At 62.6% G+C, this 17,088-nt stretch carries 14 protein-coding genes and 1 pseudogene; all 15 read right to left on the bottom strand.

What is annotated here, in order from left to right; all coding sequences use genetic code 11:
• Positions 1-2 precede the first annotated feature (2 nt).
• The gene (locus LZK81_RS22065; protein WP_233954684.1) at positions 3-1,391 is read right to left on the bottom strand and encodes a M20 family metallopeptidase; all 1,389 of its coding nucleotides are present in this window, start codon (positions 1,389-1,391) and stop codon (positions 3-5) included.
• An 18-nt stretch (positions 1,392-1,409) separates the two neighbouring features.
• Complete coding sequence (locus LZK81_RS22060) at positions 1,410-2,417, bottom strand: ABC transporter ATP-binding protein (RefSeq protein ID WP_233954683.1); 1,008 nt, start codon at positions 2,415-2,417, stop codon at positions 1,410-1,412.
• A pseudogene (locus LZK81_RS29465) lies at positions 2,414-3,402 on the bottom strand (ABC transporter ATP-binding protein). The gene LZK81_RS22060 and the pseudogene LZK81_RS29465 overlap by 4 nt, the downstream one beginning before the upstream one ends.
• Positions 3,399-4,343 carry an ABC transporter permease gene (locus LZK81_RS22045; RefSeq protein ID WP_046626189.1) on the bottom strand — a complete coding sequence of 315 codons (945 nt, stop codon included), beginning with the start codon at positions 4,341-4,343 and terminating at the stop codon, positions 3,399-3,401. The pseudogene LZK81_RS29465 and the gene LZK81_RS22045 overlap by 4 nt, the downstream one beginning before the upstream one ends.
• On the bottom strand, positions 4,340-5,308 hold the full coding sequence (locus LZK81_RS22040) for an ABC transporter permease (protein ID WP_326491516.1): 969 nt from the start codon (positions 5,306-5,308) through the stop codon (positions 4,340-4,342). The genes LZK81_RS22045 and LZK81_RS22040 overlap by 4 nt, the downstream gene beginning before the upstream one ends.
• 13 nt (positions 5,309-5,321) lie before the next feature.
• Entirely contained in the window at positions 5,322-6,476 is a 1,155-nt protein-coding gene (gene argE, locus LZK81_RS22035; protein WP_233954681.1) for an acetylornithine deacetylase, read from the bottom strand.
• Complete coding sequence (locus LZK81_RS22030; RefSeq protein ID WP_046605076.1) at positions 6,476-8,080, bottom strand: ABC transporter substrate-binding protein; 1,605 nt, start codon at positions 8,078-8,080, stop codon at positions 6,476-6,478. The genes argE and LZK81_RS22030 overlap by 1 nt, the downstream gene beginning before the upstream one ends.
• 322 nt (positions 8,081-8,402) lie before the next feature.
• Positions 8,403-10,364 carry a 3-hydroxyacyl-CoA dehydrogenase NAD-binding domain-containing protein gene (locus LZK81_RS22025; protein ID WP_233954680.1) on the bottom strand — a complete coding sequence of 654 codons (1,962 nt, stop codon included), beginning with the start codon at positions 10,362-10,364 and terminating at the stop codon, positions 8,403-8,405.
• A 7-nt stretch (positions 10,365-10,371) separates the two neighbouring features.
• The gene (locus LZK81_RS22020) at positions 10,372-10,767 is read right to left on the bottom strand and encodes a RidA family protein (RefSeq protein WP_046611152.1); all 396 of its coding nucleotides are present in this window, start codon (positions 10,765-10,767) and stop codon (positions 10,372-10,374) included.
• Positions 10,745-11,176 carry an acyl-CoA thioesterase gene (locus LZK81_RS22015; RefSeq protein ID WP_233954679.1) on the bottom strand — a complete coding sequence of 144 codons (432 nt, stop codon included), beginning with the start codon at positions 11,174-11,176 and terminating at the stop codon, positions 10,745-10,747. Before LZK81_RS22015 ends, LZK81_RS22020 begins: the two co-directional genes overlap by 23 nt.
• Before the next feature lie 8 nt (positions 11,177-11,184).
• Positions 11,185-12,360, bottom strand: coding sequence for an acyl-CoA dehydrogenase family protein (locus LZK81_RS22010; RefSeq protein ID WP_233954678.1), 1,176 nt, complete (start codon positions 12,358-12,360; stop codon positions 11,185-11,187).
• Positions 12,360-13,202, bottom strand: coding sequence for an enoyl-CoA hydratase family protein (locus tag LZK81_RS22005; RefSeq protein WP_233954677.1), 843 nt, complete (start codon positions 13,200-13,202; stop codon positions 12,360-12,362). Before LZK81_RS22005 ends, LZK81_RS22010 begins: the two co-directional genes overlap by 1 nt.
• Positions 13,203-13,262: 60 nt before the next feature.
• Positions 13,263-13,709: a cupin domain-containing protein gene (locus LZK81_RS22000; RefSeq protein WP_038594288.1), complete on the bottom strand. Its 447-nt coding sequence runs from the start codon at positions 13,707-13,709 to the stop codon at positions 13,263-13,265.
• Positions 13,710-13,752: 43 nt separating this feature from the next.
• Positions 13,753-14,565 carry an SDR family NAD(P)-dependent oxidoreductase gene (locus LZK81_RS21995; protein WP_046626198.1) on the bottom strand — a complete coding sequence of 271 codons (813 nt, stop codon included), beginning with the start codon at positions 14,563-14,565 and terminating at the stop codon, positions 13,753-13,755.
• Between the two features lie 10 nt (positions 14,566-14,575).
• A complete protein-coding gene (locus tag LZK81_RS21990; RefSeq protein ID WP_233954676.1) occupies positions 14,576-16,918 on the bottom strand; it encodes a bifunctional salicylyl-CoA 5-hydroxylase/oxidoreductase in 2,343 nt (780 codons plus the stop codon).
• Positions 16,919-17,088 lie beyond the last annotated feature (170 nt).

The raw sequence follows: 17,088 nt of genomic DNA, 5'->3' as shown, positions 1-17,088 counted from the left end.
GATCAGGCCGCGGTTTCGCCGATATCCCAATAGAGCCCGGCCATCATCGCGAGGCCCTCGCGGACGATCGAGATCGGCAGGTGCTCGTTCGGCGCGTGCTGCAGGCAGCCCGGATAGGAATGCGGAATCCAGATGGTCGGCAGGCCGAGCAGGTCGGAAAAGATGTTGTTCGGCAGCGAGCCGCCGAGATTAGGCAGGATCGCCGGCGGGGCGCCGACGGTTTTTTCAATCGAAGCCGCCACGCGCCTGACCCATGGATGATCAGGATCGAGGCGGCTGGCGGGGAAAATCGCGTCGGTTGGATCCTTGACCACGACGCGGTCGTAAGCTGCGTCCTTCAGCGCTTTGCGGACGGCCGGGACGACCGCATCCGGATCAACGCCGACCGGGAAGCGGAGCTGCATGCGGGCGCGTGCCTTGGGCGGGATCGCGTAGAGCGGCTGGGCGAGATTGCCGCATTCCATCTCCATCACCTCGAAGGAACTCCAGGCGAAGACCTTCTCCTCGGGCGTCAGGCCCGGCTCGCCCCACCAGGGCTCGACCGGCGGATCGCCGGCGGCGGGCGTGATGTGGCAGTGCTTCAATGCTGCACGGACGTTTTCCGGGATCGACCCCGGCGTCATCTCGGGCACCTTGATCTGGCCGGTACGGCCGACCAGTGCGGTGATCGCATGGCAGAGTTCGATGCCGGGATTGGAGAGGATGCCGCCCCAGTTGCCGGAATGCTGGAAACTCTCGCGGGCATTGATCTCCATATGGAAGGACATGCCGCCGCGGGCGCCGAGGAAAATGGTCGGGCGGTCGAGCGCGAGACGTGGGCCGTCCGAGGCGATGAAGACGTCCGCCTTCAGCTCGTCCCGATGCGCTGCGCACATTTCCTCCAGTCCCAGCGATCCGGATTCTTCGCCCATCTCGATCAGGTATTTGAGGTTGAAGCCGAGCGAACCCTTTGTCGCGAGCAGCGCCTCGACGGCGGCGAGGTTCACCGCATGCTGGCCCTTGTTATCAGCGGTACCACGGCCATACCAGGAGCCGTTCCTTTCGGTCATCTCGAAGGGCGAGAGGCCTGTCTCCCACTGGCCGTCCAGGCCGGCGACGACATCGCCATGGCCATATTGCAGGACGGTGGTGAAGTGTGGATCCTCGATGCGTTCGGCGAGCAGAAACGGGCCGGGTGCCGTGTCGTTCTCGTAGATTTTGGTGGTGAAGCCGAGCCGCTCGAAAAAGGGCTGCATGTCTTCGGTGACGTAGCGCCAGAGGTCCGGCCTGTTGGCGGCGACGCGGCTGGCGGAAGGGATTGCCACGCGCCTGCGCAAGGTTTCCTTGAAGGAGCCGTCATCGAGATAGCCGATGGCCTTGTCGATCGTTGCTTGGCGGGAGGCGGTCGTCATCGGGGCATCCTTGGACATTCAGGCGGTCTTGACCTCGGCGGCAGGCGGGAAGACCGATGCGTTGGAGAGGTCGAGATCGAAATGGCAGCGGAACATGCCGCCGGTCTCGGTTGCCTTCTGCGGCGGTACGGTGTTGCGGCAAATATCCTGCGCGAACGGACAGCGGGTGTGGAAACGGCAGCCGGAGGGCGGGAAGGCCGGGTTCGGCAGCTCGCCGGCGATCGGATGCAGCGAGCGGTCGCTGGTATCCATGTCCGGCGCGGCATCGATCAGCAGGCGGGTATAGGGATGGCGCGGCTTGCGGAACAACTCCACTGACGTCGCCTCCTCGACCAGCTCGCCGAGATACATGACGCCGATCCGGTCCGCCATGATGCGCACGACCGAGAGATTGTGGGTGATGAACAGGCTGGTGAGGTGCAGGTTCTTCTGAAGGTCGCGCAGCAGATTGAGGATCTGCGCCTGCACCGACACGTCGAGCGCCGAGGTCGGCTCGTCGAGGATCAGGAATTCCGGCTCACCGGCAAGCGCCCGGGCAATGCAGATGCGCTGCCGCTGGCCGCCTGAGAATTCCTGCGGATATTTTTCAGCATCGGCCGCGGAAAGGCCGACCTGGACCAGCAGTTCGTCGACACGGGCGCGGATGGCGGCGCGGCCATTGCGCAGCTTATGTACCCGGATCGGCTCGGCGATAATGTCCTCGATCGTCCAGCGGCCGTTGAGCGAGGAATAGGGATCCTGGAAGATCATCTGCAGGCGCGGCTTGTTGCCGGATGCGTTCGGCGGGAAACTGATTTCGCCGGATGTCGGCGCCATCAGGCCGGAGACAAGGCGCGCCAGCGTGGACTTGCCGCAGCCGCTTTCGCCGACCAGGCCCATGGTCTCGCCATGGTGGACTGTGAGGCTGACGTCGCTGACGGCCTTGGTGCCGCCGGTCTCGTTCTTCTTCAGCCGCTCGAGGAGGCTCTGGTTGCGGCGATAGACCTTGCTGACGTGATTGAGGATGAGGAAATCGGAAGCGCTCATGCGGTCACCCTTTCCAGCGGATGGAAACAGGAAAAGGCAGAGCTTTCCTCATGATAAAGCGGCGGAATGGTCGCGCGGCAATCGCCTTCAGCCCTGAAACAGCGCGGATTGAAGGCGCAGCCGGGCGGAACGGCTCCAAGGCCTGGCATGGCGCCGGGGATCTGGTCGAGCCGCATCTCGCCCGTGGCCGACGGCATCGGCGTCGCACGGATCAGGCCGCGCGTATAGGGATGTTTCGGCGCATTGAAGAGTTCGCCGACCGGGCTGATCTCGGCGACGCGGCCGGCATAAAGCACCGCGACGCGATCGGCCATCTTGGCGATGACGCCGAGATCGTGGGTGATCAGCATCATGCTGACATTGCTTTCGCGATGCAGGTCTCGCAGCAGTTCGAGGATATGGGCCTGGACCGAGACGTCGAGCGCGGTGGTCGGCTCGTCGGCGATGACGAGTGCCGGATCGGCGCAGAGTGCCAGCGCGATCACCACGCGCTGCCGCATGCCGCCGGAAAGCTGGTGGGGAAAACGCTTGAACTGAACGTCCGGATTGGGCAGGCCGACGCGGTCGAGCCAATCCAGCGCCCTTTTTTCGTCTGGTTGCCGCCGAGTTTCAGATGCGCCTGGATGGTGTCGCAGAGCTGCTGGCCGATGGTGATCACCGGGTTGAGGCTGGTCATCGGGTCCTGGAACACGAACCCGATCCGGCCGCCGCGCACGCTGCGCATCGCTTTCGGGGAAAGCTGGTCGAGACGGGTGCCGGCAAGGGTGATGGTGCCGCCGGTCCGTTTCAGCGGCGGCACGAGGAGGTCGATGATCGCAGCACCGGTGATCGACTTGCCGGCGCCGGATTCGCCGACGATGCCGAGCACTTCGCCGGGATTGACGAAAAAGGAGACCTTGTCGAGTGCGGTGACCAGACCTCCGTCGCGGTTGATGGTCACGGTCAGATCGCGGACGTCGAGGAGCGGAGTGGTTGACGTCATCATGAGCGGCCCCGCAGGCGCGGATTGTAGACGTCGCGCAGGTGGTCGCCGAGGATATTTACCGACACGACGAAGAGGACGAGGATCAGGCAAGGCCAGACCGAGATCCACCATTCGCCCGACTGCAAAAAATTGTTGCCGTTGCGGATCAGCGTGCCGAGAGAGGGCGAGGTGACCGGAATGCCGATGCCGAGAAAGCTCAAGGTCGCCTCCGTAATGATGGCGATGCCGAGATTGATGGTGGCAATGACGAGGACCGGCGCCATCACGTTCGGCAGGATGTGCAGGACGATAATGGAAAGGTTGCTGCGGCCGGTGATGCGGGCGGCCGAGACATAGTCCTGGTCGCGCTCGATCATCACGGAAGAGCGGATGGTGCGGGCATACTGGACCCAGAAGGCAATGCCGATCGACATCACGACGATGGCGATCGCGGTGCCGACGCTGCGCTCGGTGCCGAGCACTGCGCGGGCGGCACCATCGATGATCATTGCGAGCAGCAGGGCGGGATAGGCAAGCTGCACGTCGGCAACGCGCATGATGAAGGCATCCACCTTGCCGCCGACGAAGCCGGCGATCAGGCCGAGGCTGCCGCCGAGGACGAGGCCGATGGTGACGGAGAGGAAGCCGACGATGATCGAGGTGCGCATGCCATAGGCCATGGCGGTGATCAGGTTGCGGCCCTGGTCGTCGGTGCCGAGCGGGAAATCGGGAGAACCGTCCGCCATCCATGCCGGCGGAATGAAGCTGTCCAGCACCGACATGCCGGAGAATTCGAACGGGTTCAGCGAGAACAGCGGCACGACGAAAGCGTAGATCAGCAGCGCGATGATCACGATCGCGCACAAAGTGGGGCCGGGTGCCCTGCGCATGGCGCGCAGAAGCTTGGCGCCTCTGCTGCGGCGAGCGGGGCCGGCCGCGGGAGTGTTGACGACAGGCGTCATGATTGCCTCCTCAACACGCGGGCGTCGATCAGCGGATAGAGCAGTTCGACGACCAGATTGATGACCATGAAGACCAGGCCGACGAAGATCAGGTAGATGGCGATGACCGGAATGTCGGCACCCTGGATCGATTGCAGGAAGAGCGAGCCGAGGCCCGGCCAGGCGAAGACGTTTTCCGTCACCACCGAAAAGGCGATGATATTGCCGAGCTGCAGGCCGAGCATGGTGATGACGGGCAGCAGCGTGTTCCTGATGGCGTAGACATACCAGATGCGCGCTTCCGACAGACCGCGGGCGCGGGCAAAGCGGATATGTTCGCTCTGGCCGACTTCCATCAGCTGGGTGCGCAGCATGCGGATGATGAAGGCGACCTGGAAGGTGGAAAGGGTCGCTGCCGGCAGGAGGATCGCCCGCCAGCCGGAGACGCTGAGAAGCCCGGTCTTCCAGAAGCCGAGATCGATTACCGTGCCGCGTCCGAACGAGGGAAGCAGGCCGAGCTGTACGGAAAACACCGCGATCAGCAGGATGCCAACGACGAAATTCGGGAGCGTGATGCCGGCCGTCGAGATCAGCATGATGAAGCGGCCAAACAGCGAGTTCGGATTGACGCCGCAATAGATGCCGGCCGGCACGCCGACCACGATGGTGATCAGCAGGCTGACGAAGGCGAGCTCGACGGTGGCGGGCAGCCGTTCGGCGATCAGGTTGGCGACCGGATCCTGGGTGCGATAGGAAAAGCCGAAATCGCCCTGCAGCATATTGCCGATGAAATGCAGGAACCGCGTCCAGAGGGGCTGGTCGAGGCCGAGCTTGGCGATCAGTTCCAGCCGCTCGTTGACGGTCGCGTCGGCAGAGAGGAGGGCCGCCAGCGGGTCGCCGATATTGGCGACCAGCAGGAAGGCGATGAAGCTGATCACGAGCAGGACGATGACCGTCTGCACGATCCGTGACGCGGCATAATTCAGCACAACAAATTCCTCAGCAGCAGCTATCCCCGAGCTGGTCGAGGAAGGCGGTGCATTTCTCGAGCTCGGAAATGGCGACCGACTCGTCCGGCTGATGGGCATCGGCGATATCGCCCGGACCGATGACGACCGAAGGGACGCCGGCGATCTGGAAAATGCCCGCTTCCGTGCCATAGGAAACATAGCGGGGTTCGGTGCGGCCGAGAAGCGCCAATAATTCCGCATCGAGCGCAGGATCGTTGTTGGGTTTAAGGCCCGGGATGCTGGCCTGGACATCGAAGACGATACCGCAGGACGGATCGATCGCCTTCATGGCCGGCTCAAGCTTTTCGGCGGCAAAACGCTTCATTCGGTCCAGCACGTCATAGGTGTTCTGGCCCGGGATGAGGCGCATCTCCCAGAAGAATTCGCATTTCTCCGAGACTATATTGCCGGCTATGCCACCGTGGATGACATTGACCTGGGTGGTCGAATAGGGCGGGTCGAGCCCTTCGAACCGTGGGCCGTTGCGCATGTCCTCTCGAATGCGGTTGATCTCGGCGATCATGTCGCCGGCGACCATGACGGCGTTGACGTAGCGGTCCGGCTGGGAGGAATGGCCGGGCTTGCCCTTGATGCGGCACCAGCCGATCAGGCCGCCCTTGTGGGCCGCGATCATGTCCATGCTGGTGGCTTCGCCAATGACGGCAAGACGGGGCTTCAGGTCGCTTGCGCCAACCCATTCGGCCATCGAGCCGACACCGGTGCAGCCGACTTCCTCGTCATAGGAAAAGGCGAGATGGATCGGTTTCTTGAGGTTCTTCTTCGCGATGCCGGGCACGGCCGCAAGACAGCAGGCAAGAAATCCCTTCATGTCGGTGGCGCCGCGGCCGATCAGGCGGCCGTTGGCTTCGCGCAGCGTCCACGGGTCGCCCGTCCAAGCCTGGCCTTCGGTCGGCACCACATCCGTATGGCCGCTGAAGATGATGCCGCCGGGCGCTTCCGGGCCGATCGTGATCAGCACGTTTGCCTTGTCGCCCTCGGGATTGGCAAAGCGCCGGACACGCCCCCCGAAGGGGGCGGTCTGGGCTTCGACATGTTTGATCAGGTCGAGGTTGGAAACGGCACTGACGGTCGGGAAAGCAACGAGACCGGCAAGCTGGCGCGAGATATCGGATGCAATCGTCATTATTTCACCGTGAAATAGCGCAGCGGGTAGGCAAGGTCGGCAGGCTGGACAACGGTGACGTTGTCCTTGACGCCCCAGAGAATGTTCAACTGGTGCAGAGGAATGAAGGCGACATCGGCTTTCATGAGCTTGAAGGCCTGGGTGATGTATCCGGTGCGCTTGGCCTGGTCGGTTTCCTTGCCGATCAGGTCGATCAGCTTGTCGACTTCCGGATTGGAGTAACCGCCGATGTTGAAGGCGCCGAGGCCGCTCTTGGCGTCACGGGTGGCGGCGATCGAGGTCAGGAAGATGTGCGCGTCATAGGTGGCCGGCGAATAACCGAGCATCGCCATACTGGTGTTGTATTCCGGCGGGTTGACCTGGGTTGCCCACTTGGCGGTCGGCTGGGCGCGCGGATCGACCTTGATATTGATGCGGGCGAGCGAGGCGGCGACCGCAAGGCAGGTCGCCTCGTCGTTCATGAAACGGTCGCTGGTGCAATCCAGCGTCACGGAGAAGCCGTTTTCGTAGCCGGCTTCCTTCATCAGCGCCTTGGCCTTGTCGACATCCGGTTTCACCGGCGCGCCGAGGGCGGCATCGAAACCGTTGACTTCCTTGCCGATCGGCAGGCCGACCGGGACCGAGAAATTGCGCATGATGCGCTTCTGGATCGCGCCGGTATCGATCGCCAGTTCCATCGCCTGGCGAACCTTCAACTCCTTGAAGGGGTTCTTGGTCTTTTCGCTGCCGAAGATCAGGCTGTCGCGCGCCACGTCCGGCTGGATGTAGATGGTGCGAAGGTCCGGGCCGGCCTGCATGTGCAGCTTCGGATCGTTCTCGATGCGCTCGGCATCCTGCGGCGGTACGCCGTCGATCATATCGACTTCGCCGGAAACGAGAGCGGACACGCGGGTCGATGGGTTGGGGATGACGAAGAACGTCGCGTTGTCGACATTGCCGGTCTTCTTGTCCCACCAGCCGGGGTTCGGTGCAAAGACCGTCTTCACGCCCGGATCGCGCTCCTTGATGATGTAGGGGCCGGTGCCCATGGCATTGCGGTTCGCGAAGGTTTCGGTGGCGTTGTTGGCGGCACCCGGCTGTACGGTGTTGTTCGCTTCGGCCCATTCCTTGTCCATGATGTACCAGTTGGTGATCTGGTTCGGCAGGATCGGGTTGATGGCGCGGGTCTTGATGCGGATCTTGTAATCGTCAACCTTCTCGATCGAGGCGATCGAATTGAGGTTTGCCTTGATGCCGCCGGCCTGGCCGCGGGTCAGCGAGAAGACCACGTCATCGGCGGTAAAGGCATTGCCGTTCGAAAATTTCACGTCCTTGCGGAGATTGAATTCCCAGGTCGTGCCGTCGATCTGCTTCCAGTCGGTCGCAAGTGCCCCCTCGATCTTCTGCTCGGCGTTACGGCGCACAAGCGGCTCGTAGACATTGGCAAGAACGGCGAAGATCAGCGTGTTCGAGACCGCATGCGGATCCAGCGTGTAGGCATCGAGCGGGCCGGCGAATTTGAAATCCGCTGCCTGGGCCATGCCGCCAAGCGGAGCGGCAATCGCGGCTACGGCGATCGTGCCCAGCAGCATCTTACGTTTGAATGCGGAAAACGAGAAAGACATCATGATCTCCTAAGCGCGACACGAGGCAGTCGGAATACGGGACAACGATGTGGAAGATATTTTATGCCTAAAATATCTAGACGGAGTTAGCTCTGAAAGTGTGAGCACGCAGCGTTCCCAGTCGTTGTTTGAGATGCCTACTTGCGAGGCTTGGGCAAACAATAGGCGATTTAAGGAAACATGCAAGCATGTTTGATCAAATGAGCGTAACTCTTTTGGCTGGGCAAATCACCGGCGCGCGGAAGCGCTTCCGAAGCGCCGAGCCAATCAGAATATCATAGATATTTCAAATATTTATAGGCTTCTTTTTGTCTGGCAGCGCTCAGGCCTTGGCAAACATCGGGCCGCCTTTGTGAGCGGGGAAACCGTAGCCGTTGATCATTACCAGGTCGATATCGCTGGATCTCGCGGCGATCCTTTCCGCCAGCAGCGCCTCGCCTTCCAAAGTCATCGCGCCGAGCATTCTTTCGAGAATTTCGTCTTTCGAAAATGCACGGGGGACGATGCCCTTTTTGGCTCGGGCGGCTTCTATGATGGCGGTCACTTCGGGATCGATCGTCCGCTTGCCGTCGGAGTAAGCGTACCAGCCTCGGCCGGCCTTCTGGCCCAGGCGGCCCGCTTCGCAGAGCGTATCGGCAATCTCGACATAACGCGCCGAACGGTTGCGGGTAGCGGCCTGCCGCTTGCGGCGCGCCCAGGCGATTTCAAGACCAGCCATGTCATAGACGGCGAAGAGACCCATCGGGAAACCGTAGTCCTCCAGTGCAGCGTCGATCTCGTGCGGCAGGGCGCCGTCTTCCAACAGGAACTCGGCTTCGCGGCGATAGGCGGAAAAGATGCGGTTGCCGATGAAGCCTTCGGTGACGCCGGTGACGACCGGCAGTTTGCGCAGTTTCTTGGCGACCGCCAGTCCCGTCGCCAGCACGTCCGGCGCGGTCTTGGCGCAGCGCACGACTTCGAGCAGGCGCATCACGTGGGCGGGCGAGAAGAAGTGCAGGCCGAGCACTCGTTCCGGGTGGGCGGTGGCGGCGGCGATCTCGTCCGGGTTCAGGTAGCTGGTATTGGTCGCCAGCACGGCATCCGGGCGGATGACCTTGTCGAGACGCTGGAAGAGGTCGGTCTTGACGGCGAGGTCGTCGAACACGGCTTCGACGACGAGATCGCAGGGAGCGAGATCGACATCTTCCGCGGTCACGGAAAGCCGCGCCTTCTGGGCTTCGAAGCCGGCCTGGTCGAGGCGGCCCGAGGCGACGTTGCGTTCCAGCAGGCCGATGATGCGCTCGCGGCCCTTTTCGGCAGCTTCGACAGTCTGATCGAGGCCGATCACCGAATAACCGGCACCAAGGGCTGCGACGGCGATGCCGCTGCCCATCAGGCCAAGGCCGCAGATGCCGATCGCCTCGACCGGGCGAGGTTCGACGCCTTCCAGACCCACGACCTTCGAGGATTCCCGTTCGGCGAAGAAGACATGGCGAAGGGCCGCCGCCTCGCGACTGTCGCGGAGTGTGAGGAAGGTGGCACGTTCGTCCGCCAGGCCTTCGGCGAGCGGGCGATTGGACGAGGTGACAAGCCGGACCGCTTCCGCGGGCGCCTTCTGGCCGCGCGCCTTGGCGAGGATTTTGACTGAAGCCTTTTCGACCTCGGCCGGATCGACAGCGGCGACGGTCAGATCGCCCGTGCGGCGGAGAGGTTTGCCGGGCAATGCCGAAGCAGCGGATATTGCAGCGTCGACGAGATCGCCTGCGGCCACCTCGTCGATGATCCCGAGCTTCAGGGCTTCGTCGGCCTTCACGGAACGCCCCGAGGTGATCAGGTCGAGTGCCGCCGGGATGCCGATCAGGCGCGGCAGGCGTTGCGTGCCGCCGGCGCCGGGTACGATGCCGAGTTTGACTTCCGGCAAGCCAACCTGTGCTGCCGGCGAAGCCACTCGGTGGTGGCAGGCAAGCGCAACTTCGAGACCGCCGCCGAGTGCTGCACCGTTCAGCGCAGCGACCACGGGCTTCGACAGGCCTTCGATCTTCTCGATGACCGCCGGCAAGGTCGGTTCCATGGCCGGCTTGCCGAATTCCTTGATGTCGGCGCCGCCGATGAATGTCTTTCCGGCGCCGGTGACGACGACTCCGGTCACATCGTCGGCCGTTTCGGCATGGGCGAGAGCCTTTTCCAGCCCGCTGCGGACATCGACGGAGGTGGCGTTGACCGGCGGATTGTCGATCGTGACGACCAGAACTCCGTTGCGGGTCGCGGCTGAAACCGTGGCGGAAAATTCGGTCGTCTTGCTCATGACTGCCTCAGGACGGAATGACGGCGGTGGCCTGGATTTCGATCTTGGCGCGGTCTTCCACCAGCGCCACGACCTGCATCGCGGCCATGGCCGGAAAGTGCTTGCCGATGATTTCCCGGTAGACCTGGCCGATGCCCTTCAGGTTGCCGAGATATTCGGCCTTGTCGGTAAAATACCAGGTCATGGTGGTGATGTGCTCGGGTCCGGCGCCGGCCTCGGCCAGCACGGCGACGACGTTCTGCAGCGTCTGCCTGACCTGGCCGACAAAATCGTCGGTCTCGAACTGGCATTGGCCATTCCAGCCGATCTGCCCGCCGACGAAGACCTGGCGGCCGTTGGCGGCGACGCCGTTGGCGTAACCGATCGGTTTTGCCCAGCCTTCAGGCTGCAGGATGGTGTGCATTATTCTTCTCCAAATGCTGTGTCAGCGCGGCGCGCATATCGTCTGGCCAGGGAATGGCCTTGTGGGTTTCGTTCGAGGTGGCGACGAGCCGCTGCTTCGCAGTCCAGAGCAGCCGGTCCCCGGCCCGCACCTCGTATTCGAGATCGACAGAGCTGTTGCCGATCCGCATAACCTTGATGGTGAAATCCATCATATCGCCATGGTAGCCTGGGCTCTTGAACGCGACGTCCAGCGTCACGGTCGGCACGCCAATCTTGCGGCGACTGATCATTTCCGGCCAGGGCGAGCCGATCGCGCCGAAAAATTCCTCGCAAACGCCGACCATGATGTTCAGATAGGAGGGGAAATAGGCGATGCCGGAAGGGTCGCAATCTCCAAAATTCAATCGGCGGGAGGTCGTGTAAGCCATGATCGTCCTCAGGCCTTCAACAGTTCGCGGGCGATGATGAGCTTCTGGACCTCGGTCGCGCCCTCATAGATGCGCAGCGCCCGGATCTCGCGATAAAGGCTCTCGGTGATCTCGCCGCTTTTCACACCGCGGCCGCCAAAGATCTGCACCGCGCGGTCGATGACGCTTTGGGCGTTTTCCGTCGCCACCATCTTGGCCATTGCAGCCTCCTTGGTGGTCGGCAGGCCCTGTACGTCACGACGCCAGGCGGCGCGGTAGGTGAGGAGTGCTCCGGCATCGATCTGCGCCGCCATGTCGCCGAAAGCGGCCTGGGTGAGTTGCAAATCGGAGAGGTGATTGCCGAACATCGGCCGCGCCTTGGCGTAGGCAATCGCTTCGTCCAGGGCTCGCTTGGCAAAACCGAGCGCTGCGGCGGCGACGGAGGCGCGAAAAATGTCGAGCGTGCGCATGGCGATCTTGAAGCCTTCGCCCGGCGCACCCAGCAGGCGTGAAGCCGGGATGCGGCAGTTTTCGAAGCGGATCGTTGCCAGCGGATGCGGGGCGATGACGTCGATGCGCTCGGCGATCGAGAAGCCGGGGTCATCGGCGAACACGACGAAGGCGGAAATGCCGCGCGTGCCGGGCGCTTCGCCGGTGCGGGCGAAGACCGTGTAGATATCGGCGATGCCGCCGTTGGAGATCCAGGTCTTCTCGCCATCGAGGATATAGTGGTCGCCATCTCTGCGGGCGGCGCAGGCCATGGCGGCGACATCCGAACCGGCTTCCTTTTCCGACAGTGCGAAGGCGGAGATCCATTCGCCGGACTGCGCTTTCGGCAGAACCTTGCGGCGCAGCTCTTCCGAACCGGACAGGCCGATAGCGCCAGTGCCGAGGCCCTGCATGGCGAAAGCGAAGTCGGCAAGGCCGTCATGCCAGGCAAGCGTTTCGCGGGTGAGGCAGGCGGCGCGGCTGTCGATCGGCTGGCTGCCACCGGCGCCGGTGGCGGCGTCGAGAAGGCCGGCGTTTCCGAGCGCTTTGACGATCGCGCGGCAGGCGCCGTCCGTATCCGAATGGTCGATAAGGCTGAGCGCGCCGGATGCCGCGAAGGCATCCAGTTTTTCGGCGAGCGCCTTGTGTCTGTCGTCGAAGAAAGGCCAGTCGAGGAAATCGCGTGCCGGTCCTTTGAGCGTCGTGGGATTGGCCATCAGTCGCCCTCGAAAACCGGCTTGCGCTTTTCGGCGAAAGCCTCGAAGGCGCGGCGGAAATCCTTGGTCGCCATGCAGATCGCCTGCGCCTGGGCTTCGGATTCGATCATCTCTTCGATGCCCATCGCCCATTCCTGGTTCAGCATGGTTTTGGTCATCGTGTGTGCGAACCACGGACCATTCGCCAGCGAATGGGCGAGCTTGACGGCCTCTGCCTCGACCGCGTCCTGCGGGTGAAGGGCGTTGAAGAAGCCCCATGCATGGCCTTCATCGGCGCTCATCGAACGGCCGGTGAAGAGCAGTTCGGCGGCGCGGCCCTGGCCGATGATGCGTGGCAGAATCCCGCAGGCGCCCATGTCGGCTCCGGCAAGGCCGACGCGGGTGAAGAGGAAGGCGGTCTTGGTTTCGGGCGTCGCCAGCCGCATGTCTGAGGCCATGGCGAGGATCGCGCCTGCCCCCATGCAGATGCCGTCGACCGCAGCGACGATCGGCTGTGGGCATTTCTTCATGGCCTTGACGAGATCGCCGGTCATGCGGGTGAAAGCGAGCAGGTCCGGCATCGCCATATGGGTCAGCGGCTCGATGATTTCGAAGACGTCGCCGCCGGAGGAAAAATTGCCGCCGGCGCCGGTCAGGACGATCGAGCGGATGTCGGAGGCGTAGACGAGATCGCGGAAAAGATCGCGCAGTTCCGCATAGCTTTCGAAGGTCAGCGGGTTCTTGCGCTCCGGGCGATTGAGGCGAACCGTCCCGACGCGGCCGTTTTCGCTCACTTCCCAGAGGAAATGTTTCGGCTGGTAGTCGCGAAAACTGTGTTTCATGTCCTTCATCACGTCACTCATATCCGTCTCCTCTCCTTTTCATCGACCGTCCCTTTCCGGGCGGCAGGACCTCTCCCGGGGTCAGTCGTTGGCGGAGGGTGGCAGGAAATCCACCTCGTGCGCGGCGGAAACCTTCACGATTTCCTCCACGTCGGTCATCTCGTGCAGCTCTTCGAAAAGCTTCTGGAGCTTGCGGGCCGGTGAGACCCAGAAGAGTGCCCGGCACGGCTTGTCGGACTTGTTGAAGTATCCGTGAGGGATGCCGCGCGGCATGCGCACCAGATCTCCGGCCTTAGCCTTGACCCATTGGCCGTCGAGCTTCAGATCAAGTTCACCCTCCTGCACAAGGATGAATTCGTCCTGGGTCGGGTGGACGTGCACAGGCACGAACTGACCCGGCAGACTGTTGGTTTCAAAGGCGAAGGTGTCGTCGCAGACCGCCTTTGGGAAATAGACCTGGCCGAGGATATTCCAGCTGGTGCCGTTATATCCGCTACCGTTCTCGGTTATGCCCTTTTCCAGTTCCATCCTGATCTCCCGGTTTTCATTCCCTGGTTCATGCCGAGGCCGACTAGCCTGCCATGACTTCTCCCCCGGCAACCGCGATTGCCTGTCCGTTGATCGACGCCGCTCCGGGCGATGCCAGCCACAGAACCGTGTCTGCGACTTCCTCCGGCTTCACCAGCCGCCCCTGTGGGTTGTTCCTGGTAAATTCCTGTCGTGCCTGCTCTTCCGTCCGTCCGGTCTTTGCGACGATCGTCTCGATGGAGCGCGCGATCAGGGGCGTGTCGGTAAAGCCGGGGCAGACGGCGTTGACGGTGATGCCGGTCCTGGCAAGCTCGAGCGCCAGCGAACGGGTGAGGCCGACGACGCCATGTTTGGCGGCCACGTAGGCCGAGACGTAGGCGTAGCCGGTGAGCCCCGCGGTTGAGGCAATATTGATGATGCGGGCGCCTGCGCCAAAAGCCTTGAGATCCGGCAGTACGGCCTGGGTCACGAGGAATACGCCGGTGAGATCGACCGACATGACGCGGTTCCACATCTCCAGCGAGGTCTTTTCGAAGGGCGCGCTCGGGCCCTCGCCGGCATTGTTGACGAGGATATCGACAGGACCGAACACGGCTCGTGCCGCCTTCAGGCCGGTGCCGATGGCTATCTCGTCGGTGACGTCGAAACCGGCCGCGACGCAGACCTTGTCCCTACCAAGCGCTGTGGCAAGCTCCTCAAGAGGTTCTGCCCGCCGGCCGGCGAGCGTCACCCGCGCGCCGGCTTCCACCAGCGCCGTCGCGATCGCCGCACCGATGCCCGAGCCCGCGCCGGTGACGAGGGCGTGACGGCTGGCAAGACTGGCACTGGCAAGACTGGCAGGGGGCGCTTCGGTCATGACGCGATCCTTATTTCGCCGCCGGGCCGACAGCCAGAGGGGCAACGGCTGCCGCAGCGCGCGCGAGGTTGGTCTCGTATTGCGCCTTGCCGGAATAATATTGTTTTGGCCAGGGAATGTCCTTCAGGCCGATCTTTGCCGCTTCATGCAGAACCCAGGCCGGATCGGCAAGATGCGGGCGGGCGACGGCGCAGAGATCGGCGCGGCCGGCGGCGATGATCGAGTTCGCATGATCGGCCTCCGAAATCGCGCCGACGGCGATGGTCGGAATGCCGATTTCGTTGCGGATCTTGTCGGAGAAGGGCGTCTGGAAGAGGCGGCCATAGACCGGCTTTTCTTCCTTCCATACCTGGCCGGACGAGCAGTCGATCAGGTCGGCACCGGCATCCTTGAACATCTGCGCGTAGATCGCCGCGTCTTCCGGCGTGTTGCCGCCTTCGAACCAGTCATGGCAGGAGAGCCGCACGGAGATCGGCTTGTTTTGCGGCCAGACCTCGCGGACCGCCTTGAAGACTTCCAGCGGATAACGCGCGCGGTTTTCATGGCTGCCGCCGTATTCGTCGGTGCGGATATTGGTGAGCGGCGAAAGGAAGCTCGACAGAAGATAACCGTGGGCGCAGTGCAGCTCCAACCAATCCGCACCGGCTTCGGCCGCGAACTTTGCGGAGCGCATATGGTCGGCGATGACACGATCCATGTCGGCGCGATCCATAGCCTTCGGAACCTGGCCGATCTTGAGGTAGGGCAGAGCAGAGGCCGAGATCAGATCCCAGCCGCCTTCTTCGACCGGCTGGTCGATACCTTCCCAGGCAACCTTGGTCGAGCCCTTGCGGCCCGCATGACCCAGCTGGATGCCGACCTTGGCGCCTGAATTGTCATGTACGAAGGTGACGAAGCGTTTCCAGGCGGCCGCCTGTTCCTCGTTCCAGAGGCCGAGGCAGCCGGGAGTGATGCGGGCGTCGGGCGAGACGCAGGTCATTTCCCCAAACACGAGGCCGGCGCCGCCGAGCGCGCGGGAGCCGAGGTGGACCAGATGGAAATCGTCCAGCAGCCCGTCCCTGGCGGAGTACATGGCCATCGGCGACATGACGATACGGTTCGGCAGATGGGTTTCGCGCAGCGAATAGGGCGTAAACATCGGCGGCAGGGTGCGGCCGTTGCCGTTCACCTCGATGCCGTTTTTCCTCGCGAACCAGCGCTCGTAACCCTCCAGCCATTTTGGGTCGCGCAGGCGAAGATTCTCGTGGCTGATGCGCTGCGAGCGGGTCAGCATCGAATACATGAACTGTTCCGGCTCCAGCGTATCGGCATAACGCTGGCCAACCACTTCGAACCATTCCATGGCGTTGCGGGCGGCATTCTGGATGCGGGCGACGTCGACGCGGCGGATTTCCTCGTAGGTTTCGAGGACTTCCGGGATCTTGTCCTTCGAATGGCCGAGCTTGTTGAACTGGTTGCTGAGCTCGATCGCGTCATCGATGGCGAGCTTGGTGCCGGAACCGATCGCAAAATGGGCGGTATGGGCGGCATCACCCATCAGCACGACATGCGAGTTACCGTTGAAATGGCTCCACTTGCCGCAGATCAGGCGGTTGAAGTTGAGCCAGGCGCTGCCGCGCAGGTGCCGGGCATTGGTCATCAGTTCGGAGCCTTCGAGGACTTCCGAGAACAGGTCCTGGCAGAAATCGATCGAGCCCTGCTGGTCCATCTGGCCGAGGCCGTGCTTTTCGTAAGCTTCTTCCGTCGTTTCGACGATGAAGGTCGAGGTCTGGTCGTCGAACTTGTAGATATGCGCCTGGAACCAGCCGTGATCCGTCTTGCGGAAGTCGAAGGTGAAGGCGTCGAACAGCTTGTTTGTGCCGAGCCAGATATAGCGGTTCGGACGCACGACGAGATCCGGTTCGAAGACCTCCGGATAACGGTTGCGGATCTTCGAGTTGAAACCGTCCGACGCGATGATCAGGTCCGCATCCGGATAGTCGACATCGCCGTTGGAATCGGTTTCAAAAACAAGCTCGACGCCGAGCGCCTCGCAGCGGCGCTGCAGGATGTTCAAGAGCTTCTTGCGGCCAATGCCGACAAAGCCGTGGCCGGAGGTGCGCTGGCGCGTGCCCTTGAACAGCAGCTCGATATCGTCCCAGTGGTTGAAGGCGTCCTCGATTTCGGCCGCACTTTCCGGGTCCCACGCCTTCATCGACACCATGGTGGCATCGGAGAAGACGACGCCCCAGCCGAACGTGTCGTAAGGCTTGTTGCGCTCGACAACGGAAATGGAATGCTCGGGATGCAGCTTCTTCATCAGGAGCGCGAAATAGAGACCGGCCGGGCCGCCACCGATACAGACGATGCGCATATCCAAGTCCTCCTTGACGTTCAGTCGCTCATTATTTTAAGTTTAAACTATATGGCGTTTGATCGACCCGTCAAGCGGATTTGCGGCAACGCCGGCAGTTTTCATGCGGGATCGGCCAAATAATATGCATTAGCATATATAATGATACCTATTGCTGATCCTCGTATCCT

The organism is Neorhizobium galegae (genome assembly GCF_021391675.1).
In the GTDB taxonomy this organism is placed as follows: Bacteria; Pseudomonadota; Alphaproteobacteria; order Rhizobiales; family Rhizobiaceae; genus Neorhizobium; species Neorhizobium galegae_B.
This window is presented reverse-complemented; position numbering and strand designations above follow the sequence as displayed.